We start from the raw sequence: 21,063 nt of genomic DNA, 5'->3' as shown, positions 1-21,063 counted from the left end.
TAGCAAATAAGAAACTTTCCTATTAGATTGCGGTTCATGCCTCCGAGCCGCGATCTCCTCCGCATGACCGACGCCGTCCTCCTGCCGGGTTTCGCGGGGCACACGCCGCCCGAGTGGCTGCGCCGCAGACTCTCCGACGGACTGGCCGGGGTGGTGCTGTTCTCCCGCAACATCGCCGATCCCGAGCAGGTGGCCCGCCTCACGGCGGCCCTGCGCGCCGAGAACCCGCACGTGCTGGTCGGCACCGACGAGGAGACCGGCGAGGTGACCAGGCTGGAGGTCGCCACGGGCAGCAGCCGCCCCGGCGGTTACGCGCTCGGCGTCGTGGACGACCCCGCCCTGACCGAGGAACTCGCCCGCGACCTGGGGCTGGATCTCGCGGCCGTCGGGATCGGCATCGACTTCGCGCCCTCCGCCGACGTGAACTCCAACCCCCGCAACCCCGTCATCGGGCTGCGTGCCTTCGGCGCCGATCCCGAGCTGGTCGCCCGGCACACCCGGGCGTTCATCCGCGGCCTGCAGTCCGCCGGCGTCGCGGCCTGCGCCAAGCACTTCCCCGGGCACGGGGACGCCTCGGTCGACTCCCACCACGGCGTGCCGGTCGTCGCGGACGGCGGCATCGAGCAGGCCCTGCGGCCGTTCCGCGCGGCCATCGCCGAGGGCGTGCGGGCCGTCATGACCGGGCACCTGCTCGTGCCCTCGTACGACCCGCACCTGCCCGCCACGCTCAGCCCCAAGGTCCTCACCGGGCTGCTGCGCGAGGAGCTCGGCTTCGACGGGGTGATCGTCACCGACGGGATCGAGATGACCTCCGTCTCCGGTCCGTACGGCATCGGCGGTGCCGCCGCCCGCGCCCTCGCCGCCGGCGCGGACGCCATCTGCGTCGGCGGCGAGAGCTACGACGAGGCCACCATCGACGCGATGCGCGACGCCATCCTCACCGCGGTGACCGAAGGGCTGCTGCCCGAGGAGAGACTGGCCGACGCCGCCCGCAGGGTCCGCGAGCTGGCACTCTGGACCACCTCCCCGGGCAGCACAGACGGCGGGAGCAGCGCAGGTGGCGCGGAGGGCTTGAGGCGCGCGGAGGACGCGGAGCCCCCTAGCCGCACGGGCGGCGCTGGCGGTATGGGCGGCACCGGGTGGGGCGGGGGTGGGATCGGGATGGTGGCGGCGCGGCGGGCGCTGCGCGTCACGCGCCGGGCCAGCCCGCCGGTGCTGCCGCTGACCGACGCCCCGCACGTCGTGGAGCTCGCCCCCGAGACGCACATGGCCATCGACAAGGCCACTCCATGGGGCGTGGCCGCGCCGCTCGCCGAGCTGCTGCCGGGCACCACCGCGACCCGGTTCGCCGCCGGCGGGGCAACCGGGGTCGCGATCGAGGACCTGCTCGCCCGAATCACCGGCCGCGGGCTCGTGCTCGTGGTCCGCGACGCACACCGGCACCCGTGGCAGGCCGAGGCGCTGCGTCACCTGCTCAGCGCCCGCCCGGACGCGGTGGTGGTGGAGATGGGCCTGCCGCACCGCGCCGACCTCGGCGCCGTCCACATCGCCACCTACGGCGCCGCCCGCGTCTGCGGCCAGGCCGCCGCAGAAGTAATCGCCGGCACGCCCATCACCTGAGGGCTGAGCGGGCGGCGGGGGAGAGGCGGAGGCGCTGCGGGGGTGCTGTCAGGTAAGCGTCGAGGGTGGGGAGGGGAAGTTCGTCGGCCGCCCGCTCGAAACGGGTCAGCCAGATGAACACGTTCTCGCCCTCCCGTACGGGAAGCGCCGGGAAGGTGTTGGCCGCGGGCTCGGTCTCGAAGCAGGCGAGAGGCGGCGCCCCGGCTGACACCAGGGCGGGCGCCACCTGGGAGGCGAAGTACGCCGCGAACCCGTCCTCGACGTGGCAGATCGTGGCCACGTACAGGGAAGAGGGGAGAGCGGTGGCGCCCACCGGCGGGCGCGGGCCGGTGGGGGCGAGGGGGCGCGGCCAGGACCAGGCGGGGGTGTCGGGCGCGGAGACGGGGCGGAGCAGGAGGACGTCGTCGGAGTCCAGCATGGTGGCGTTGGCCGCGTCGCGGTTCGCCTTCCAGGCGGGCCCCGAGTAAAAGGCGGTCAGCGCTGCCTTGCGTGCCTCCATGTCAGGAAATGAGCGGATCCAGGGGTACTGGTCGGGGTCGTCGGGATTGCGGAAGTGGCCGACGATCCGCATCCCCGCCTCTTCCTGCGTCTCGACGAACTCCCGCTCGAACAGGTCGATGAGCACGTCACGGGCGCCGGGCACCATGGTGTAGCGGCGAAGCTCGTAGATCATGCGGTGACGCTAGGCCCGGGACACTGACGTCTTCCGTCAGGGATAGCGCAGAACAATCTTCTGATCACCATATGCTGTTGATTGGCTACCCAGGGTTATACGATCGCTTTGGCTTTGACCCCCCCGGGTCAAGGCAGGTCAATGAGGGCGTTCGCCTGCCCTCACACGACGAAGGAGCTGAAGTGATCAAGAAGCTGTGCGCCACGGGCTTCGTGGTGGCGACAGCGGTCGGCGTCACGGTGCTGGCCGCACCGGCGCACGCCGACAGCTGGACCGACAACTGGAGCACCAACACCTCGTCGTCACAGTCGGGCAACACGTTCTCCCGCGTCGGCTCGGCCAACCACGGCTGGGGCCGGTCGGTCAACGTCAACAACCTCAACGGCTACGCCATTACGGCGGCCAACGGCAGCACCGCCATCACCTACATCTTCTTCTGATCCGAAGGGACCACCAAGAAATGATCAAGAAGCTCGCGCTCATCGGGTTCACCGCCGCCGGCCTCGCCCTCATGGCCGTCCCCGCTCACGCCGACACCCGGATCGACAACGACAGCCGCAACAGCGAGTCGTCGCAGACGGGCAACAACTTCAGCAACATCGGCACGAGCAACCGCGGCGGCTCGGCCGCGACCAACGTGACCAACATCAACGGCAACGCGGTCGTGGCGACCAACCGCAGCTGGGCCCGCGTGGCCGTCGACGTCGACTAGCAGGTGGAGGCGCCCGCGCTGCCCGGGGGCGCGGGCGCTACCATCTCCGGATGGTTCTGTGTGCTTACGTCACCTTCGACGACCCGGATGGCCACGATGACGAGCGCGACCTCGTCCTGGCCGCCTGGCGCGAGGCCGGCCTCGAAGGCCGGACCGAGCGCTGGGACGACCCGGAGGCCGACTGGAGCGCCTACGACGCCGTCGTCGTCCGATCCGTCTGGGACTACTGCGACCGCAGAGCCGAGTTCCTGGCCTGGACCCGGCGCGTGGAGCGCGTCGCCCGGCTGCTCAACCCGGCCGCCGTCCTGGAGTCCAACACCGACAAGACCTACCTGCGCGACCTCGGCCTGCCGATCGTGCCCACCCACTGGTCCTCCCGCGACCTGCCGGACCACCGGGAGTACGTCGTCAAGCCCACGGTCTCGGCGAGCGCCCGCGACACGATCAGGACCTCCGACCGCGCCGAGGCGACGGCCTTCGCCGCCGCGCTCGAGGCCGCCGGCCGCACCCCCATGGTCCAGCCCTACCTCGACATGGTCGAGGCGGAGGGCGAGACCTCGCTGCTCTACTTCAACCGTCGCTTCAGCCACGCCGTCCGCCGCTCGCCCATGCTGGCCCCCGGCATGACGGGCGTCGACAACATCCGGGCGCAGCCGCGCACACCGGCCCCGGACCAGGTCGAACTCGCCGAGAAGGTGCTCGCCGCCATCCCACAGCCCCTTCTGTACGCCAGGATCGACCTGGTCCGGCTACCCGGCGGCGCCCCTGCCCTGATCGAGCTGGAGCTGACCGAGCCGTACCTCTACCTGCGCCAGGTCCCCGGCTCCGCCGCCGCGTTCGCCGCGGCGCTGCGCGAGCTGCTCTAGGCCGTGATGCCGCCGTCCACCGGGATGACGGTCCCGGTCAGGTAGGCGCCGGCGCGCGAGGCGAGGAAGATCGCCGCCCCCGCCATGTCGTCGGGCCGCCCGATGCGGCCGAGCGGCACGTTCGAGGCGATGGAGGCCCGGGTCGACGGATCGTCGAGCGCGAAGGCCATCATCTTGGAGTCGAACGGGCCGGGGGCGATCGCGTTCACGGTGATGTGCTCCGGGGCCAGTTGCCTGGCCAGGTGCCGGGTCAGCATGTGCACGGCCGCCTTGGTGGAGGAGTAGGCGTACGTCTCCATCACCGGCACCCTGATGCCGTCGACCGAGCCGACGTTGATCACCCGTGCCGGGTCGTCCTCGCCCGCCGCCTCGCGCAGCCGCGGCAGCAGGCGCTGGACGAGCGTGAAGGCGCCCTTGACGTTGATGTTCCAGAGCTTGTCGAAGGCGTGCCCGGGATACTCCTCCAGCGGCGCGCCCCAGGTCGCGCCCGCGTTGTTGATGAGCACGTGCAACGGCCCGGTGACGGCCGACACCAGCGCGTCCACCCCCTCGGGCGTGGACAGGTCGGCGACCACGGGCGTGCAGCCGAGTTCGGCGGCGGTCCGCTCCACCTCGGCGGCCTTGCGCGCGGAGATGACGACCTTCGCGCCGGCCGCCGTGAACCCGGCCGCGATCATGCGTCCGATGCCCCGGGAGCCGCCGGTGACGACGACTGTCTTGCCTTCCACCGAGAACAGAGTCATGGTCCGGAAGCATGCCATACCGACCGGTTGGTCGCCATCCCCTCGTCAGACGCCCGGGAGGCGGCCGTTCCTGAACAGGTCCACGAACCGCTGGTGGTCCTCCCTGGCCTGGGCCCCGTACCGGTGCGCGAACTCCACCAGCATCCCGATGAATCCGGCGCGATCGTCGCCCGCCACGCCCACGATCGCCTCCTCCGTGGAGAAGGTGACCAGGTCGTGGGCGGACTCGTCGTCGGCCACCGCGTGCATGCGCGCCACCGCCCGGCCCAGGTCGAGCATGATCGCGTGCAGCTCCTCCGGCTCGTTCACGTCGTCCCAGTCCAGATCGGCCGAGTACGGTGACACCTCGGCGACGAGCTGTCCGGCGCCGCCCAGGGTGGTGTAGCCGAGCCACGGGTCCGCGTACGCCTGCAGCGCGCGCTGCGACTCCGCCGTCCGGTGCCCCTGGTGGCGGAAGTAGCGGGTCACCTTCTCGTCGGTGATGTGCCGCGCCACCGCCGGCACCTGGGCCTGCTTCATGTAGAGGATCACGTCGTTCTCCAGCGCCTGCGAGCGCCCCTCCAGCAGCAGGTTGTACGAGGGCAGCCCGGCCGAGCCGATGCCCACGCCGGTGCGCAGCGCGATGTCCTTGATCACGTGCTCCACCGGGTTCGACGGGGTGGGCAGCGTGGTCAGGTAGTCCTCGAACGCCGACCGGACCGCCTGCCGGGTCGTGTCCGCGACCGGCTCGCGGCCTTCCATGAACGCGAAGCGCCGCTCGTAGTCGTCGATGACCGTCTCGATCTCCAGCATCGCCACCCGGGTGCGCAGCCGGGCCGTCTGCAGCACCCGGTGCAGCACTCCCGAGGTGGTGTCCAGGGTGAGCGAGCCGACGGCGTCGTCGCCGCCCCGCGCGATCGCGGCCAGCTCGGTGAGGTAGGCGCCGCCGAAGTCGCCGACGAGCCGGCCGATGGCCTCGTCCGACAGCGCCTTGGCGTACCCCAGGAGCGCCACGCTGGCCGCGAACCGCTTGAGGTCCCAGGTGTACGGGCCGACGTACGCCTCGTCGAAGTCGTTGACGTTGAACACCAGGACGCCCGAGGCGTTCATGTACGTGCCGAAGTTCTCCGCGTGCAGATCGCCGTGGATCCACACGCGGCTGGTCGCCCGGTCGAGGTACGCCTCGTCCGCGTACCCGGAGGTGAGGTCCGCGTAGAACAGGCAGGCGCTGCCCCGGTAGAACGCGAACGGGGAGGCCGCCATCTTCCGGAACTTCCGCCGGAACGCGGCCGGGTCGCGCTTGATCGATGCGCCGAACTCCGCCATCAGGACATCGAGCAGGAAGGTGGAGCGTGAACTCATACCCCGGACGGTAGATCGCCCGGCCCTTCCCGCCTAGACAGGCTCGGGTAGCGCGCGCCTTCCCGTGATGGTGAGACCGGTCGCGAGGACGGCCAGGAGCACCACCTGGACGCTGCCGGTGACTAGAAATTCGCCGTACATATCCGCCATGTCCAGGAGCCGCACTGCCATCAGCAGCGCCGCGACCATGCCCAGGGCGAGCCGCCAGGGCGCCGCCGGCCGGCGGATCGCGCCGGCCACCACGCCCGCCACCAAGGCGAGCACGCCCAGCCCGATCGGGTCCGTCCAGGGGTACGACCACGACCACGTGGGATCCCGGGGCAGCAGGGCGAGGGAGGCCGCGAACACCGCCACGGTGAGCGGCAGCACCGCCTGCCACCACGGCCGCGTCACCGGAAGGACGTCGCGGTGGTAGGCGAGCAGCAGCGCGATCACCGGGACCACGGTGAGGACGAGCCACGAGGCTGTCTGCGACGCGGGCTGCGCGGAGTCCGAGGCCTGGAAGGCGGCGGTTCCGGTGACCGGCAGCAGGGCGAGGACCGCGGCGCCCTTGGCCGTCGGCAGGTGCCCGCGTACGAGCGCGAGGAACGCCACGACCCAGCAGCAGGCCTCCGCCGCGGCCAGGAAGAAGAGAGGCTCCGCCACCCCGCCGGCCGCGGTGACGACGGACAGCGCGGCCTGGAACCCCAGGCCGAGCAGTGCCACCAGCCGTACGGCCTCGCCCCGGGCGAACGCCCGCTGCGCCGAGTCCTGGCCTCCGAGCCGCAGCCGCAGGGCGAGCGCGAGCACGCTGCCCACTTCGCCCCACCCGGGGCGCGGGTTGTCCGCGCTGGAGACGTCGCCGGCCGCCTCCAGAAACGCGGCCACCATCTCGCTCTCACGCTCGCGCCGGTAGTCCTCCGGCAGCAGGCGCAGCACGGATCGGTAGCGCCGCTCCAGCAGCTCGCTCACCCGGCACCTCCCAGGTGAGGCGTGCCGGCGATCCGGATGGCGAGGCCGCCGGCCGGGCGGGCTCGCAGGCGGGAGTTCGCGGCCTCGGCGTTGGCGGCCAGGCGGGCGGCCTCCTCACGGAGGACGGTGGCGCCCTCGTCGGTCAGCCGGTAGTAGCGCCGCAGCCGGCCCTGCCGGACCTCCTCGCGGTCGAGCGCGATCAGGCCCTGCGCCGCGAGCCGGTCGAGCACCCCGTACAGGCTCCCGATCTTGAGCTGGACGCGGCCGCCGGAGATGCGCTCGACCTCCTGAACGATGCCGTAGCCGTGCAGCGGCCCGTCCACCAGCGCCGTGAGCGCGAGGAACATGGGCTCCGTGACGTTCATGCCCCCAACATATATTGCCCGTCAAGATATGGGGTCGAAGCCGCCATAGGAGCGGTTGTAGAACACCAGCGGGCCGCCGTCGGCGTGGGTGTCGAGCTGCAGCACACGGGCCACCACGATGACGTGGTCCCCTGCGGGATGCTCGGCGTCTATCCGGCAGTCGATCCAGGCCAGCGCGCCATCGAGCACCGGGTTCCCGCCGGGCGACTCCCTCCAGGTCAGGCCCGCGAACTTGTCTCCGCCGCGGGTGGCCATCTGGGCACAGACGGCCCGCTGGTGTTCGGCCAGGATGTTCAGGGTGATCACCTTGGCCGCCCGTAACCGGGGCCAGCTCGTGCTGCTGTACGCCACGCAGAACGCCACGAGCGGCGGGTCGAGCGACACCGAGGTGAACGAGTTGGCCGCGAGGCCGTGGGGCCGACCCTCGCGGTCGAGCGCCGTGATGGCGACCACGCCGGTGGCGAACCGGCCGAGGACCCCGCGGAACGTCTCGGGGTCCACGGGGTCGCTCGCGGCCGGGCGCGGCCTGCACAGCAGGGAGGCGAGCCGCCGCTCCTGGGTGAGTAGCTCACGGGTCTGCGCCATGGCCGCCTCCCTGACTCTTACCAAGCGCTTGCTTGGTAAGCTAGGCGTCCAGCTCCCGCTCGTCAAGGGGGTGTCGAGGTCCTTATTACGGTCAGCGCCGAATCCCCCGGACGGTCAGTCCTCGGATAGGGAAACCTGGCCGCGTGGGCAGGCGAGAAAAGCATCACCCGCCCCGCGCCGAACCGTCACCGTGCCGCGGGGACACAAAGCCGGGACGCGGCGCCTGCGGGCTGGACGGCGGGAAGGGGAAGGCCTCCGAAGGAGGAACGCGCGCCCTGGCGGGCGTGGGGGACCCGCCAGGACGCGCTTCCTGCCCCGTGAGCGGCGGTGCCAGGACTCCGGCGAGGGATGGAGTCCTGAACCGCGTGGTCGCACACGGAGTTGGTGGGGGAGTGACCCTCTCGCGAGGACTCCGGGTGTTGGTCTAGCTGCGGCGATGCCACTTTCCCTGTCGGGCCGCACTGCTCCGGGACGCAGGCGGGGGCGCTTCCCTCGCGTGGGCGAGGGGCCCGTCTTCGCACCGGACGTTCGGCTCGGCTGACAGGGAAGGCGCGGAACTGCCGGGCTGGACGCACTGGCTGATGTGGAGGAACCCGTGGCGAGGCAACTCGTAACGCAGTAAACGTGTTGCTTCGCAAGGGTCCCGCCAGGGCACGTACGGCATACCCGCGCGGTCCGGCATCACCGGCCCTCACCCCCTCACCGGCCTTTCGATGGATTTGTACCAACGAATGGATGATGCGGCTGCGGATGCCGTCCGGTCAAGGGGGAGATGGTCTGCTAGAACCAGATCGTCTAAATTGTTGGAACAAAAGGGGTGAAAGTGGCAAGGTCGGTGCTGTATCAGCAGGTGGCTTCGGAGCTGAGAAGGGCCATCTACTCCGGCGTACTCGGCCCCGGAGCACAGCTGCCGACAGAGGCGCAACTCATGGAAGACCATGGGGTGAGCCGCAACACCGTCCGATTGGCCCTCGGGGAACTCGTGAATGAAGGGCTCGTAACGCGTACGCCACGGCGCGGCACGGTGGTCAGGGATCGCAGGCCGCTGCTCATCTACCCGCAGCGCGAGTTGGAGCCGCAGCCTTCTGGAGAGCTGCGCGAGGCCTTCGCCTTCGCCGTCACGCAGGAAGGCCGCGAGCCCAGCCAGTACATAGAGGTTCTGACCGTATCTCCGGTGGAGGAGATCGCCAGCAGGCTGGAACTGTCCGACGGGGAGCTCGCCGTGGTACGGCGGCGCCTGCGGTTCGTGGACGGCCAGCCCTACAACACCAACGACTCCTACTTCCCGCGGAAGCTGGTGGCCGACTCGGCGATCGCCCGGCCGGGCGACATCGAGCGAGGCGCCAACCGCGTGCTGGAGGAACTGGGGCACGAGCAGGTGCGCGTGGTGGACGACATCTGGGCGCGGATGCCCAATCAGGAGGAGGCTGAGCGGCTCCAACTGGAGCTCGGCACGCCGGTCATGGTCTATGTGCGCGTGGGCTACGACCGTTACGAACTGCCGGTGCGCGTCGCGGTGTCGGTGCTGCCTGCCGACAAACATCTGATCAGATACGAGCTCGACCGCCGCTGACAGAGCTCGGTTGGGGGTGATCCCGCCGGCCGCGGTACCAGCGAGCCTGCCGTCTCGCTGGACGCGGGGAGCCGTAATGCTCCCCTTGTAGCGATTTATCCGTATATATCGGGCTATCGGATATATCGGGCCATAGGCCACCATTTGGGATTCGTATCCCATCCATCGATCACTTTGCGTATTCGTACGCGCGCGTATCGCAATGAAAGGTGAATCATGCGCACGAACACCCTCCTGCACCCGCTCACCCTCCGGCGGGCGGAGCCCGTCGACCTCCGGGGGGTTCTCGACCTCCTCGCCGACACGGCCGGCTGGCTGCACTCGCGGGGCGTCCGCCAGTGGCCCCGCGAAGGATTCGGCCCGGACCGTATCCTGCCGCTGATCGAGGAGCGCGTGCTGTTCCTGCTCGACGACGAGCTGCGCGCGCTCGACCCCGACGGGCCGGCGCCGCTCGTCGCCACCATCGCCCTCGACGGGCACGCCGATCCGGAGTTCTGGACCGAGGCCGACGACCCCGGCGCCGCCCTGTACGTGCACAAGCTCGCCGTGGCGCGGCCCTGGTCGGGGAGCGGCCTGGGAGACGCCCTGCTGGACTGGGCGGGCGCCACCGCGTACGGGTCGGGACTGCCGTGGCTGCGGCTGGACTGCGCCAAGCGCAACGAAGGGCTCCAGAGCTACTACCGGCGCCGCGGCTTCCGTCACGTGCGCACGGTGGACCTGCCGCATCGCGCGTCGGGCGCGCTGTTCCAGCGCAGGGCCGCCGACCCGGCGATCACGGCCTTCCGCGACCTCACGGCACCGGAACTGATCGTCGCCTGACTCCGGATCCGTTCCGCGTGGCCGGCGATGTTCACGTTCACAGCATGGCCGGTCCGGCCGGTGGCTGACAGGGAGTGCGGGCCGTCGCCCGCGCTCCCCGGGTGTCCGGCGTATGCCGGCCCGCCAGGAGGATTTCCCCACCTCGGCGGGCAAATCAGGGCAGAGCTGCCTATACCCTCTCCAGCATGACGGGATCCCTGCTGGAGGTCATCGCGCTCGGCGTGCGTGACGCCGTGGCGGCTGAACAAGGTGGCGCCGACCGCCTGGAGGTCGTCACCGGGATGGCGGAGGGCGGGCTCACTCCGGCGCCCGAGACGGTCGCGGCCATCGCAGCCGAGTGCCCGCTGCCGCAGATGGTGATGCTCCGCTGCGACGGCGGGTTCGCCGCGGACGGCGACGTGCTGGAAAGGCTGCGCGCCGACGCCCGCGAGCTGGCGCAGGCGGGCGCGGCCGGGTTCGTCTTCGGGTTCCTGGACGAGGCGGGAGCCGTGGACCTGGCGGCCACCGAGGCGCTCATCCACGCGGTGTCCCCGCTGCCCTGGACGTTCCACCGGGCGGTCGACCACGCGGCCGACACACAGGCCTCCTGGCGGGCCGTCCGCCTGCTGCCCAACCTCGCCACGGTGCTGACGGCGGGCTCGCCGCACGGCGTGGGGGACGGGCTGCCCGTGCTCAAGGGCCGCGCCGACGCCGGCGACGGCTCCATCATCATGGCCGGCGGCGGTCTCAGGCCCCGGCACGTGGCGGACCTGCTGGACTACGGCGTACGCGCCTTCCACGTCGGCTCGGCGGTCCGGCGGAGCTGGACGGACCCGGTGGACGCGCAGCTGGTCCGCCGCTGGCGCTCGCTCGTCGAACGCGACTAGCCGGTCAGGGCAGGGCCGCGTCGGCCCGGCGCAGGGCCGCCACCAGCGTCTTGACGGTCGCCGGCTCGTCCATCACGCCGCCCCCGGCCGCGCGCCGCTCCTCCCAGGCGCGCACCCGCTCCCGGTAGGCGTCGTAACGCGCCAGATGGAAGGCGTAGACGGTGGCGAACCGGCTCACCAGATGCGACGGATGCATGTCCCACCCCTGGTGGAACCCGTGCGCCAGGGAGTGACGCACCAGCGCCGCATGCCGCCGCCACAGCGCCCGCACGTCGGCGGACGAGCCGGAGGCGGGGGAGGCGGCCAGCGAACCGTCCGACAGCTCCACCCCGGTGCCCGCGAACGCCGTCTGCGTCACGTGCCGCGCGTGGTCGCAGGCCGGATGGTCGAGCCGCTGCTCGTGCGGCGGCAGCCCGAGCGCCGCGGTGTAGTCGAACACCCCGAAGTGCGCCGCCGACAGCCGCCCGCCCAGCTCGCCGGCCAGCTCGGCGCGCAGGAACCGCACGGTCTGCGGCGCCTCCACCTGGATCTCGAACCGCAGCGGGGAGAGCCCCAGCGCCCGCTCCAGCCGCTCCAGGAACGCGACGAACTGCCCGAGGTACGCCTCCATCAGCACCTTGGGGAAGGTCACCACGAAACCGTCCGGCAGCTCGCCGAGCCGCTCGACGATCCCGGTGACGAACCCGTCGAGCGTCCGCACGGACCGCTCCGGGTCCCCGTCGGCGAACGACTTCACCCGAGGCCCCCACCGGCGCGGCAGCGTGCCCGCCGCGCGCATCGCGGCCAGCGCCTCGACCGCCTGCTCGACGTGGCCGTCCTCCTCGTCCGGGCGCACGCCGTACCCGTCCTCGAAGTCCACCCGCAGGTCCTCGACCGGCTCGCCGGCGAGCTTGCGCAGCACCCGCTCGTGCACGGCGGCCGACAGCTCCGCCGGCACGTCGAACACCTCGGCCAGCTCGGCGGGCGTGGCCAGGTGCGCCTTAGCCAGTGCCAGCGCCTCGTCGCCCCACGCGGCCACGGTGCCGGCGCCGAACCGGTCGGCGGGCACGTACACGGTGTGCACGGGCTGCCAGCCGGGCTCGGCCGCGGGGTAGCGCTCCTGCTGCAGCCGGTAGACCTCGGGGAAGCCGGGCACGCCTGACGGGACGGTGGTACGCATGCGTTCCTCTCAGGGACGGCAGGCCCGCAGCATCGCCTCCAGGCCGGTCAGCTTGACCCGCTCGCCGCGGCCCAGCGACTTGGCCAGCTCGGCCTCGGCCGACTCGATCGCCAGCCATTCCTCGTACGTCACCGGGTGCACCCCGCGCTCGGACAGCAGCGCGTCGAGCGGCCTGAGGTCGCGCGGCGCCTGCCCGGACAGGTCGGACAGCAGCGTGCGGACGGTCTCGGCGGCGTCGGACTTGTTCGTGCCGATCACGCCGGTCGGGCCGCGCTTGAGCCAGCCGGCGACGTACTCGCGCTCGCGAACCCGCCCCGCCGCGTTCGGCACGGTCATCGTCTTCTCCGAGAACGGCACCCCGGGCAGCGGGACGCTCTGGTAGCCGACCGAGCGGAGCACCATGCCGACCGGCAGCGTCTCGTACTCGCCGGTGCCGACCACGCGGCCCTCCGGCGAGAGGATCGTGCGCTCCAGCTTGAGCCCCTCGACCCGCTCGGTGCCCAGGATCTCCACCGGACGCAGCCAGAACCGCACGTCCAGGCGGCGCGGCCGGCCGGCCGGGCTGCGCTCCGACCACGAGCGCAGCACCTCGATGTTGCCCCGGATCTGGCGGGGGAAGTCGGCGCCGAGCACGACGGCCTCATCGGGGCGCACGCACACGTCGGCGTTGGCGAGCTCGCCCAGCTCGCGCAGCTCCTTCAGGGTGAACTTGGCGTGCTCGGGCCCACGGCGGCCGATCATGTGGATGGCCTTGACCTGGCTGCTCTCCAGCCGCTCCAGCACCTCGTGGGGCACGTCGGTGGCGCTCAGCTCCTCGGAGGTCTTGGCCAGGATCCGCACCACGTCGACGGCCACGTTGCCGACGCCGATCACCGCCACCTCGGGGCTGTCGAGCGTGAACCGCGACGGGTCCACGTCGGGGTGGCCGCAGTACCAGTTCACGAAGTCGGTGGCGGCGACACTGCCCGGCAGGTCCTCGCCGGGGATGCCCAGCCGCCGGTCCACCATCGCGCCGGTGCAGTAGACGACCGCGTCGTAGCAGGCCAGCAGGTCCTCGACGGTCACGTGCTCGCCCAGCGTGACGCCGCCGAGGAAGCGCACCTCCGGCTGCTCCAGCACCTTGCGCAGGTAGTTGGCGATCGACTTGATCGACGTGTGGTCGGGCGCGACGCCGTACCTGACCAGCCCGTACGGGGTTGGCAGCCGTTCGAGGACGTCCACCTCCACGGCTCCGCCGGACTGCTTGATCAAGGCCTCCGCCGTGTAGATCCCAGCAGGACCGGATCCGATGACCGCCACGCGCAACGTCACGCTGCCTCCCTCGTTCCGGAGATTGTGTACCAGTGGGCACACGCCCCACCAGGTGCAACCTGCCGGTGTGATCGATTTATCCCCGATCGTCCGTACGGATGAACCCCCGCCCTTCGTGCATACCGCCCGAACGTGACGTCTGTCGATATCCGCCTATCTCGGCCTATGTCCGCAGCCGCCGGGCCCCGCACTTCTGACCCACCCGCCCCTTGCGGAAACGCGTCCACGCCGATCACAGTGTTGCCCGTGAGGCGAAAGCACGCGCTGCGACGGACGAAGGACGGCACGCCGCCCGCCGCGGCCGACCTGCCGGCCGGCGGCGCGGTGCATTACGAGGCGTTCGGCCGGGTCATGGCCGCGCTCGCGACCGAGGCCGACTTCATCGAATCCTGCCGCGACCTGACCTGGTGGCGCGGCGCCGACCCGAGCTGGCACGTCGAGTGGCGCGACGGCCCGTTCGCCGCCGAGGTGGCGGCCCTGCTCTCCGACCGTATGCCTGGCCTGGTCACGACGGGCACGAGCGGCGACTCCTGCGCCGTGCTCGACGTCATGGGCGTCCGCTTCGAGCTGCGCGCCATCGACCCGATGGGCCGGGCACGAGTGCGCGCCCGCCCCGGCCTCTGGCGCCTGGCCGAGGCGCTCGACACCACCCGCCGCACCAACACCCGCCATCCGTGGGAAGAACTCCTGGGCGGCTGACGTTACTTCCGGTTAACCGAAATTTGCCTTTCTTGTACGGTCACATAATGTGGAACTGGTCGTCCGCGGCGTCTGCCTGAGGAGGGATGACCTGAGTATTGAGATGAAGACAAGCACGATCGACCACGACTACTTTCTCGAATTCGACCGTCGTCAGCGACGCATCGAGATCCACTTGGTGGTGGCCTTCTTCGCCGGACTGGCCGTCGGCCTCGTCGGCATGCTCGGCGCCGGCCGGATCCCCGGCTGGGCTGGCCAGGTCTACGACCCGTACGCCTATCTGGCCCTGACGGTCGCCGTCGGCGCCACCGCCACCGGCTTCGGTTGGGCGCTGCTGACCACGTTCCTGGCAGCGGTGTCGACCGTGGTGGCCACCATGGGCGGCGGCGCCCTGCGCGGCGATCTCGACGTCACCCTTCTCGGTGGCACGCCGGCCGGGCTCCACTGGACGTTCGCCCTGCTCGTCGGGCTCGGGCTGCTCGCCTACGCGACCCGCAGGGACGACCGGTGGGGCGATCTCGCGGCCGGGGTGATCGGCGCCGCCGTGGTGACCGACGTCGTGGACCGGGCGACGCCCGGGTTCATCGCCGCCGAGCCGTACTTCTGGCCGCTGCCAGCCCTGCCCGTGGGGGCCCTTGCGGCCGCCGCCGTGCTCCTGCTGCGCCGCACGGGGCCGGCCAGGGCGCGCGCTCTCGCGCTGGCCGCCGTCATCGCCGGGCTGTTCGCCATGGGGCTGGCCGTCCTGCCCGGGGGATAAGCGCGCGCGTACGCCTCCTCGGAATCGATAGCCTGTAATCCTTCAAGCCGGTTTCGAGCAAGGAGTAGCCGTGTTGCTGCGCATGTCGTCGTTGTTTCTTCGCACCCTGCGGGACGACCCGGCAGACGCGGAAGTGCCGAGCCACAAGCTCCTCGTTCGCGCCGGATACGTCCGCCGGGTAGCGCCCGGAATCTACTCGTGGCTGCCCCTCGGCAAGATGGTGCTGGAGAACATCGCCCGCGTCGTCCGCGAGGAGATGAACCGGATGGGCGCCCAGGAGGTGCTCTTCCCCGCGCTGCTGCCCCGCGAATACTACGAGGCCACCGGCCGCTGGACCGAGTACGGCGACACGCTCTTCCGGCTGCACGACCGCAAGGGCGCCGACTACCTGCTCGGGCCCACCCACGAGGAGCTCTTCACCGACATGGTCAAGGGCGAATACTCCTCCTACAAGGACTACCCGGTCACGCTCTACCAGATCCAGACCAAATACCGCGACGAGGCCAGGCCCCGGGCGGGCATCCTGCGCGGCCGCGAGTTCCTCATGAAGGACTCCTACTCCTTCGACCTCGACGACGACGGCCTCAAGCACTCCTACGAGCAGCACCGCGAGACCTACATCCGCACCTTCGACCGGCTCGGCATCCGCTACAAGATCGTGTTCGCCACGTCGGGCGCGATGGGCGGGTCGGCCTCGGAGGAGTTCCTGGCGCCCACGCCCACCGGCGAGGACACGTTCGTGGCCTGCCACTCGTGCGGCTACGCGGCCAACGCCGAGGCCGTCACCACTCCCGCGCCGCCCGCCCGCGCCCTCGACGGGCTGCCCGCCCTGCGCGTCATGGACACCCCCGACACCCCGACCATCGAGTCGCTGGTCTCGCACGTCAACGAGCACCACGGTCTGTCGATCACCGCCGCCGAGACGCTCAAGAACGTCGTCGTCAAGGTGTCCACGCCCGGCTCCGACAAGGTCGAGACCCTGGTCATCGGCGTGCCCGGCGACCGCGAGGTCGACTTCAAGCGGCTGGAGGCCGCGCTCGCCCCCGGCGAGCCCGCCATCTTCGAGGCCGACGACTTCGCCAGGCATCCCGGCCTGGTCCGCGGCTACATCGGCCCGCAGGTGCTGCGCGAGCTCGGCATCCGCTACCTCGTCGACCCCCGGGTCGTCACCGGCACCGCCTGGGTGACCGGCGCCAACGAGCCGGGCAAGCACGCCGCCGACGTCGTCGCGGGCCGCGACTTCGAGCCCGACGGCACCGTCGAGGCGGCCGAGGTGCGCGCCGGCGACCCCTGCCCCCGCTGCGGCTCGGCGCTCTCCATCGACCGGGGCATCGAGATCGGCCACATCTTCCAGCTCGGCCGCAAGTACGCCGACGCCGCCGGGCTCGACGCGCTCGGCCCCGACGGCAAGCCGGTCCGCGTCACCATGGGCTCCTACGGCATCGGCGTCTCCCGCGCGGTGGCGGTCATCGCCGAGCAGGCCCACGACGAGCTCGGCCTGGTCTGGCCGCGCGAGGTCGCCCCCGCCGACGTGCACATCGTCGGCACCGGCAAGGACCGCCAGGTCGAGGCCGCCCTGGAGCTGGCCGCCGAGCTGGAGTCGCGCGGCCTGCGGGTGCTCGTCGACGACCGGCCCCAGGTGTCGCCCGGCGTCAAGTTCAAGGACGCCGAGCTGCTGGGCGTCCCGACGATCGTGGTGATCGGCCGCGGCCTGGCCCAGGGGGTGGCCGAGCTGCGCGACCGGGTGACCGGCGAGAAGCAGGAGATCCCGCTCGCGGAGGCCGCCGACCGGGTCGTCGCCGCCTGCTCATCCTGACAATTCCGGCGAAACACCGCCCCGGTTTGACGGGGCGGTGGGGGGCTGTAAGTCTCGACCCGGTGAAGCCACACGTCGAACTGAAAGACTTCTGGGAGCGACGCCTGCAGTCCGACTGGACCGAGAGCGGCGTCGGCTACAAGGCCCTCGGCAGGGCGTTCAACATCTGGATGTACCGAGTCCGCGCCGAGGGCTTCCGCCGCGAGGTCACCGCCCTGGGTCTCGACCTGCCCAAGTCCCGGGTCCTCGACATCGGGTCGGGCACCGGCTTCTACGTCCGCCAGTGGCGGGCGCTGGGCGCCGAGTCCATCACGGGCAGCGACCTCACCGAGGCGGCCGTCGACCGCCTGCGCGGCCGCTTCCCCCGCGACGCGTTCCTGCGGCTCGACATCGCCGACCCCGGCGACGCACTCGAAGACGCCTCCTACGACGTCGTGTCGGCGATGGACATGCTCTTCCACATCACCGACGACACGCGCTACCGCGCCGCCCTGACCAACATCGGCAGGGCGGTCAAGCCCGGCGGCGTCTTCGTGCTGTCGGAGAACTTCCTGCACCGGCCCGAGCAGCGCTCCGACTACCAGGTCAACCACACGCTGCCGTGGATCACCGCGGCCCTCGACGAGGCCGGGTTCGAGGTGCTGCGCCGCGTCCCCATGCTCGTCCTGATGAACGCCCAGGTGGACGCCAACCCCGTCTGGCGCAAGCTGTGGGGCGGCTTCCTGCGCGCGGTCACGCTGACCGAGATCACAGGCTGGCTGGCCGGCGCCCTGCTGCATCCGCTCGAACGCCGCCTGGTCCGGGTGCTCCGCGAGAGCCCGACCACCGAGCTCATGATCTGCCGCCGCCGCTGACCTCTTCGGGAGGGTCGCCGCCTCGCCCGGAAGCGAGGCGGCGACGCGTCAGCGCTCGCGGGCGGTCCTCATACCCGCCTCCTGAAGGCAAGCACGCCCATGGCCGCGAACCAGGCGTGCACCTCGACGATCCCCAGCCGCTGCACCAGCCCGGCCACACCCTGCTCGGCCCCGTCGGCCGTGGGCTGGAAGGTCAGGAAGAACAGCACGAGCAGCACCAGCGTCAGCGGGCTGCCCACGAGCAGCCACGTGCCGAACCGGCGCAGGCCGGGCATCCGGCGGAAGTACCTCCCCGCCACCAGGAAGCCGATCACCGGCGTGCCGATCGCCAGCAGGTAGCCGAGCGTGTGCGGCATCATCTCCTCAAGGGTGAAGATCCCGCAGAGGATCTGGCCCACGCCGCTCAGCCCGAGCAGCACCACGCAGGCCAGGCGGCCGGGCCCCGCGAACGTGCGGAAGACGCCGGCCACACCGGCGATCAGCATCAGCCCGGTGACGACGAACGCGGCGTTCATGAAGGGCCCGGTGACGCCCATGCCGAGCCCGCTGACGGGCTGGCTGATGGGCGAGTATCCGGTGAACCGGTGGCCGAAGAGCGTGTAGCCCGGGCTGACCAGGCCGAGCACGACCCAGGACAGCGCGAACAGCGCGGGCCCGGCGACCGCCCCCAGGGCCATCCATGGAGCGGTTAACGGGTAAGCGGGACGGAACATGACAGAACTCCTCCAGTGATCGACGTGCCCCACGGGGAGGAATCCCGGTTACCCTTGCGGTTGCCGACCTCGTGCACCGGGTTCCGTTCCCGCGGGATCTGCATACGAGGCCGACCCCGGTCGCGGTGTTCCCGCACCGCACCGGGGTCCTGCCCCTCGGGCCTGCCGTGGCGGCAGTCCGTTGAGCGGGGTCAGCCCGGCGGACCACCCCCGTCGGCGCTCCAGGCGGCGTGCGCCCGCGCCCACTGGGGGCCCCAGCCGGTCTCCGGGTCCGTGATCCGCCGGACGAACCGTTCGACGAACGCCGTCTCGGCCTCCAGGAGCGCGAGCCGATACTCCTCCTCGACGACGAACAGCTCCGGCATGCCGGAGCCCACCGTGTCCTCGATCAGGGCGGCGATCTCCGCGCGCTGCGCGGCGAGCCGTTCCAGCCGCCTGCGCAGCAGCTCCACGACCTGGTCCGGCGGCAGCGCGCCGATCAGCGACAGCGCGGCCACGAACCCCGGATACTCGTGCTTCGGCTGCTCCACCAGCTCGCTGAGCCAGTCACGCAGCTCCCGCCGCCCTTCGTCGGTGAGCCCGTACACGGTCCGCTCCGGCAACTGTCCCTGCCGGCTCGTGCCGACCTCGACGATGAGCCCGGCGCGGGCCAGCTGACCGACGACCATGTAGAGCGAGCCGTGGTTGTACTTGATGCTGCGGGCGTCCCCGTGCTCGCGCAGGGTCCGGCCGAGCTCGTACGGGTGCATGGGACGCCGGCTCAGATAGGACAGGACGGCCAGCGCCAGCAGGTTTCCCACTTTGCGCTTCCCCGCCATCACGCCTCCTGTAGTCAGGATCAACTATCCGGCGTCGGCTAGTCGATGTCAACTACTTCGCCGAGCCCTCCAAGGGAGCGGACCACGCTGCCGAAGGTCAGCCGCCGGGAGTCGGGGTGACGGACGGGGCGGGAGCGGCGGGCGCCGGCATGCCCGGGAAGGCCGTGGTGACGCCCCGGTGGAAGGAGTGGGCCCGGACCACCGCCTCCTGCACGGCCACCGCCGCGTAGCGCCGCAGCGCGGTGTCCCCGGCCGCCACCAGCTCCAGATAGGACGCGGTGAGCCCGGTCTCGACGTGGGCCGCGAGCCGGGAGGCCGCCGCAGCGCTCGACGGGACGGACGGCAGCGCGTAGGAGGCCTGGGCCTCGCTGGGCTGCCCGCCGCGGGCGGTGATGAGGCGGCGCAACTGGTCGCGGCGGTCGCGGTGCGCGTCGAAGGCGCGGGTGAGGCGGGTGCGCAGGGAGCCGGTGGTGCGGGCGCCCATCAGGCCGTACGCGAAGACCGCGGCGTGCTCGGCCGAGAGCGCCTTGCGGAGCTTCTCGACGTCTCCAGGATCGCCGTGGGCGCCGGCGGCAGGCGGCCGGGGCGGCTTGACGACGGAGGCGGCGTGCAGGGCCTCGCAGGCGCCGATGCTCGCCACCAGCTGGGCCAGGGCGGGCGCCACACCCGCGAGCTGGGCGGGCCGCCGCGCCGCCGCCTCGCGCTCCAGCGCCCGCAGCCGCGACAGCGTCATCTTGGGCGCGGCCGTGGCGGTGGGGGAGACCGACGCCGTGGCCGACGCTGTAGCCGACGGGCTGGCGGCCGGGCTGGGGGACTGCGCGGGAGGCCGGGCGGTCAGCCCGGGGAAGCGTCGCCGCAGCTCGGCCAGGTGGGCGAGGTGGCGGTCGCGATAGGCGGTGAGCTTGCCGCCGTCGGCGATCAGCGCCGCGTAGAGCGCGATCGTCCGCTCCTTGTCGGCGATGAGGACGCGGGCGAGCGCCTGCTCGGGGGTGTCGCGTACCGGCTGGGGGTCGGGCGGCGCGCTGCAGCCCGCGAGCAACGCCACGGCGGCCCCGCCCGCCAGCAGGGCTCGCCTGGAGAGGTGAGGCTGGCGCACGAGCAGGACCTTTCACTGTTGCGGACTGCAGAGAGCATCGTACGGGCTGGCACCCCCGCACGCGGTCAGGCGCGGCGTGTGCGGGGATCACGGCGAGCGGGGTGAGTGACGCTCTGCGCAGGCCGCCGAACAGATAGGGTGTCAACTGTCGTCGCTGGCCGAGCGGGCCGGCGGCGCTGAGCCAGTGGCGAGGTCCGCCCGGCTGTGACTCGACAATAGGGGAGGTCGATATGGGCAGCGCGTCACCCCGCGACCACCTGATGAAGCTCCTGGAGCCCGTGGTCGCCGCTGAGGGCCTCGACCTGGAGGACGTGACGGTCACCAAGGCCGGCAAGCGGCGGCTGCTCCGTGTGGTCGTCGACCGTGACGGCGGCGTGAGCCTCGACGACGTGGCCGACGTGAGCCAGGCCGTCTCGGCGGCCCTCGACGAGGACGACGCGATGGGCGCCGCTCCCTACACGCTCGAGGTGTCCTCGCCCGGGGTCGACCGTCCGCTGACCGAGCCGCGCCACTGGAGGCGCGCCGCCAAGCGGCTGGTCAAGGCGGAGATGCGAGACGGCGGCCTCATCGAGGGCAGGGTGTTGTCAGCCGACGACGCCGGAGTCGACCTCGAGGTCGACGGCGCCGCTCGCAGGCTCGACTATCAAGACCTGGCCCGCGGGCGGGTGCAGGTGGAGTTTCGCCGCATCGACGACGTCGACGGCGACGAGGGCTAGGGGGAGCCTC

23 protein-coding genes and 1 pseudogene are annotated in these 21,063 nt (G+C 71.6%); 13 read left to right on the top strand and 11 right to left on the bottom strand.

The genetic code is table 11. The features are described 5' to 3' along the window. The first annotated feature begins 36 nt into the window (after positions 1-36). Positions 37-1,620: a glycoside hydrolase family 3 protein gene (locus FR742_RS27580; RefSeq protein ID WP_148033637.1), complete on the top strand. Its 1,584-nt coding sequence runs from the start codon at positions 37-39 to the stop codon at positions 1,618-1,620. On the opposite strand, the gene FR742_RS27575 is transcribed toward FR742_RS27580, so the two are convergent. Further along, complete coding sequence (locus FR742_RS27575) at positions 1,613-2,293, bottom strand: NIPSNAP family protein (RefSeq protein ID WP_148033636.1); 681 nt, start codon at positions 2,291-2,293, stop codon at positions 1,613-1,615. The two genes, FR742_RS27580 and FR742_RS27575, sit on opposite strands and share 8 nt — an antisense overlap. Positions 2,294-2,475: 182 nt before the next feature. Here FR742_RS27575 and FR742_RS27570 point away from each other — a divergent pair, with 182 nt between their 5' ends. From FR742_RS27570 to FR742_RS27560, 3 genes are read left to right on the top strand one after another with little or no spacing between them, the layout of a single operon-like run. Next, positions 2,476-2,733: a hypothetical protein gene (locus FR742_RS27570; protein ID WP_148033635.1), complete on the top strand. Its 258-nt coding sequence runs from the start codon at positions 2,476-2,478 to the stop codon at positions 2,731-2,733. Between the two features lie 20 nt (positions 2,734-2,753). Then, a complete protein-coding gene (locus FR742_RS27565) occupies positions 2,754-3,005 on the top strand; it encodes a hypothetical protein (RefSeq protein WP_148033634.1) in 252 nt (83 codons plus the stop codon). A gap of 50 nt (positions 3,006-3,055) precedes the next feature. Continuing rightward, on the top strand, positions 3,056-3,871 hold the full coding sequence (locus FR742_RS27560) for a RimK family alpha-L-glutamate ligase (RefSeq protein WP_148033633.1): 816 nt from the start codon (positions 3,056-3,058) through the stop codon (positions 3,869-3,871). Here FR742_RS27560 and FR742_RS27555 read toward each other — a convergent pair. The 5 genes from FR742_RS27555 to FR742_RS27535 are packed head-to-tail and all read right to left on the bottom strand — an operon-like array spanning position 3,868 to position 7,856. Further along, complete coding sequence (locus FR742_RS27555) at positions 3,868-4,614, bottom strand: SDR family oxidoreductase (protein WP_148033632.1); 747 nt, start codon at positions 4,612-4,614, stop codon at positions 3,868-3,870. The two genes, FR742_RS27560 and FR742_RS27555, sit on opposite strands and share 4 nt — an antisense overlap. 45 nt (positions 4,615-4,659) lie before the next feature. Then, on the bottom strand, positions 4,660-5,955 hold the full coding sequence (locus FR742_RS27550) for a DUF2252 domain-containing protein (RefSeq protein ID WP_148033631.1): 1,296 nt from the start codon (positions 5,953-5,955) through the stop codon (positions 4,660-4,662). 33 nt (positions 5,956-5,988) lie between these two features. Continuing rightward, entirely contained in the window at positions 5,989-6,906 is a 918-nt protein-coding gene (locus FR742_RS27545) for a hypothetical protein (protein ID WP_148033630.1), read from the bottom strand. Continuing rightward, positions 6,903-7,271, bottom strand: a complete 369-nt coding sequence (locus FR742_RS27540) for a PadR family transcriptional regulator (RefSeq protein ID WP_148033629.1) — start codon at positions 7,269-7,271, stop codon at positions 6,903-6,905. The genes FR742_RS27545 and FR742_RS27540 overlap by 4 nt, the downstream gene beginning before the upstream one ends. A gap of 21 nt (positions 7,272-7,292) precedes the next feature. Further along, positions 7,293-7,856 carry a flavin reductase family protein gene (locus FR742_RS27535; protein WP_148033628.1) on the bottom strand — a complete coding sequence of 188 codons (564 nt, stop codon included), beginning with the start codon at positions 7,854-7,856 and terminating at the stop codon, positions 7,293-7,295. 817 nt (positions 7,857-8,673) lie between these two features. Between FR742_RS27535 and FR742_RS46030 the strand changes: the two are divergent. The 4 genes and pseudogenes from FR742_RS46030 to FR742_RS27520 form a co-directional block, all read left to right on the top strand. Then, positions 8,674-8,874: pseudogene (locus FR742_RS46030) on the top strand (GntR family transcriptional regulator); the annotation flags it as partial. Positions 8,875-8,880: 6 nt separating this feature from the next. After that, positions 8,881-9,429, top strand: coding sequence for a GntR family transcriptional regulator (locus tag FR742_RS27530; protein ID WP_261808886.1), 549 nt, complete (start codon positions 8,881-8,883; stop codon positions 9,427-9,429). 216 nt (positions 9,430-9,645) lie between these two features. Next, positions 9,646-10,248 (top strand): GNAT family N-acetyltransferase, encoded by a 603-nt coding sequence (locus tag FR742_RS27525; protein ID WP_148033627.1) that lies wholly within the window; start codon positions 9,646-9,648, stop codon positions 10,246-10,248. 185 nt (positions 10,249-10,433) lie between these two features. Then, positions 10,434-11,114: a copper homeostasis protein CutC gene (locus tag FR742_RS27520; RefSeq protein WP_148033626.1), complete on the top strand. Its 681-nt coding sequence runs from the start codon at positions 10,434-10,436 to the stop codon at positions 11,112-11,114. A 4-nt stretch (positions 11,115-11,118) separates the two neighbouring features. Here the strand turns inward: FR742_RS27520 and FR742_RS27515 are convergent, their stop codons facing one another. Both FR742_RS27515 and FR742_RS27510 read right to left on the bottom strand, forming a co-directional pair. After that, positions 11,119-12,273 carry a DUF6986 family protein gene (locus FR742_RS27515; RefSeq protein ID WP_148033625.1) on the bottom strand — a complete coding sequence of 385 codons (1,155 nt, stop codon included), beginning with the start codon at positions 12,271-12,273 and terminating at the stop codon, positions 11,119-11,121. 9 nt (positions 12,274-12,282) lie between these two features. After that, a complete protein-coding gene (locus tag FR742_RS27510) occupies positions 12,283-13,584 on the bottom strand; it encodes an FAD-dependent oxidoreductase (RefSeq protein ID WP_261808769.1) in 1,302 nt (433 codons plus the stop codon). A gap of 246 nt (positions 13,585-13,830) precedes the next feature. Here FR742_RS27510 and FR742_RS27505 point away from each other — a divergent pair, with 246 nt between their 5' ends. From FR742_RS27505 to FR742_RS27490, 4 genes are all read left to right on the top strand, one after another. Then, on the top strand, positions 13,831-14,283 hold the full coding sequence (locus FR742_RS27505) for a hypothetical protein (protein ID WP_261808768.1): 453 nt from the start codon (positions 13,831-13,833) through the stop codon (positions 14,281-14,283). A 103-nt stretch (positions 14,284-14,386) separates the two neighbouring features. After that, positions 14,387-15,040 (top strand): hypothetical protein, encoded by a 654-nt coding sequence (locus FR742_RS27500; protein ID WP_148033623.1) that lies wholly within the window; start codon positions 14,387-14,389, stop codon positions 15,038-15,040. A gap of 70 nt (positions 15,041-15,110) precedes the next feature. Continuing rightward, positions 15,111-16,856 carry a proline--tRNA ligase gene (locus FR742_RS27495; protein ID WP_148033622.1) on the top strand — a complete coding sequence of 582 codons (1,746 nt, stop codon included), beginning with the start codon at positions 15,111-15,113 and terminating at the stop codon, positions 16,854-16,856. Positions 16,857-16,918: 62 nt separating this feature from the next. Continuing rightward, complete coding sequence (locus tag FR742_RS27490; RefSeq protein ID WP_148033621.1) at positions 16,919-17,710, top strand: class I SAM-dependent methyltransferase; 792 nt, start codon at positions 16,919-16,921, stop codon at positions 17,708-17,710. Positions 17,711-17,778: 68 nt separating this feature from the next. On the opposite strand, the gene FR742_RS27485 is transcribed toward FR742_RS27490, so the two are convergent. From FR742_RS27485 to FR742_RS46025, 3 genes are all read right to left on the bottom strand, one after another. Beyond that, positions 17,779-18,423 (bottom strand): DUF998 domain-containing protein, encoded by a 645-nt coding sequence (locus tag FR742_RS27485; protein ID WP_148033620.1) that lies wholly within the window; start codon positions 18,421-18,423, stop codon positions 17,779-17,781. 191 nt (positions 18,424-18,614) lie between these two features. After that, the gene (locus FR742_RS27480) at positions 18,615-19,241 is read right to left on the bottom strand and encodes a PadR family transcriptional regulator (RefSeq protein ID WP_148033619.1); all 627 of its coding nucleotides are present in this window, start codon (positions 19,239-19,241) and stop codon (positions 18,615-18,617) included. 97 nt (positions 19,242-19,338) lie between these two features. Continuing rightward, positions 19,339-20,337 carry a ferritin-like domain-containing protein gene (locus FR742_RS46025; RefSeq protein ID WP_261808767.1) on the bottom strand — a complete coding sequence of 333 codons (999 nt, stop codon included), beginning with the start codon at positions 20,335-20,337 and terminating at the stop codon, positions 19,339-19,341. A gap of 230 nt (positions 20,338-20,567) precedes the next feature. Between FR742_RS46025 and rimP the strand changes: the two genes are divergently transcribed. Continuing rightward, positions 20,568-21,053, top strand: a complete 486-nt coding sequence (gene rimP / locus FR742_RS27470; RefSeq protein WP_148033618.1) for a ribosome maturation factor RimP — start codon at positions 20,568-20,570, stop codon at positions 21,051-21,053. Positions 21,054-21,063: the final 10 nt, after the last annotated feature.

It is taken from the genome of Nonomuraea sp. C10 (assembly GCF_008017515.1).
In the GTDB taxonomy this organism is placed as follows: Bacteria; Actinomycetota; Actinomycetes; order Streptosporangiales; family Streptosporangiaceae; genus Nonomuraea; species Nonomuraea ferruginea.
Note: the sequence above shows the minus strand (reverse complement) of the source record. Positions and strands in the feature narration are given on the sequence as shown.

Bases quoted from the DNA above. Each gene is read 5' to 3' on its own strand.
- FR742_RS27580 (WP_148033637.1), top strand. From the start codon at position 37: ATGCCTCCGAGCCGCGATCTCCTCCGCATGACCGACGCCGTCCTCCTG.
- FR742_RS27575 (WP_148033636.1), bottom strand. From the start codon at position 2,293: ATGATCTACGAGCTTCGCCGCTACACCATGGTGCCCGGCGCCCGTGAC.
- FR742_RS27565 (WP_148033634.1), top strand. From the start codon at position 2,754: ATGATCAAGAAGCTCGCGCTCATCGGGTTCACCGCCGCCGGCCTCGCC.
- FR742_RS27560 (WP_148033633.1), top strand. From the start codon at position 3,056: ATGGTTCTGTGTGCTTACGTCACCTTCGACGACCCGGATGGCCACGAT.
- FR742_RS27555 (WP_148033632.1), bottom strand. From the start codon at position 4,614: ATGACTCTGTTCTCGGTGGAAGGCAAGACAGTCGTCGTCACCGGCGGC.
- FR742_RS27550 (WP_148033631.1), bottom strand. From the start codon at position 5,955: ATGAGTTCACGCTCCACCTTCCTGCTCGATGTCCTGATGGCGGAGTTC.
- FR742_RS27540 (WP_148033629.1), bottom strand. From the start codon at position 7,271: ATGAACGTCACGGAGCCCATGTTCCTCGCGCTCACGGCGCTGGTGGAC.
- FR742_RS27535 (WP_148033628.1), bottom strand. From the start codon at position 7,856: ATGGCGCAGACCCGTGAGCTACTCACCCAGGAGCGGCGGCTCGCCTCC.
- FR742_RS27525 (WP_148033627.1), top strand. From the start codon at position 9,646: ATGCGCACGAACACCCTCCTGCACCCGCTCACCCTCCGGCGGGCGGAG.
- FR742_RS27520 (WP_148033626.1), top strand. From the start codon at position 10,434: ATGACGGGATCCCTGCTGGAGGTCATCGCGCTCGGCGTGCGTGACGCC.
- FR742_RS27515 (WP_148033625.1), bottom strand. From the start codon at position 12,273: ATGCGTACCACCGTCCCGTCAGGCGTGCCCGGCTTCCCCGAGGTCTAC.
- FR742_RS27500 (WP_148033623.1), top strand. From the start codon at position 14,387: ATGAAGACAAGCACGATCGACCACGACTACTTTCTCGAATTCGACCGT.
- FR742_RS27485 (WP_148033620.1), bottom strand. From the start codon at position 18,423: ATGTTCCGTCCCGCTTACCCGTTAACCGCTCCATGGATGGCCCTGGGG.
- FR742_RS27480 (WP_148033619.1), bottom strand. From the start codon at position 19,241: ATGGCGGGGAAGCGCAAAGTGGGAAACCTGCTGGCGCTGGCCGTCCTG.
- rimP (WP_148033618.1), top strand. From the start codon at position 20,568: ATGGGCAGCGCGTCACCCCGCGACCACCTGATGAAGCTCCTGGAGCCC.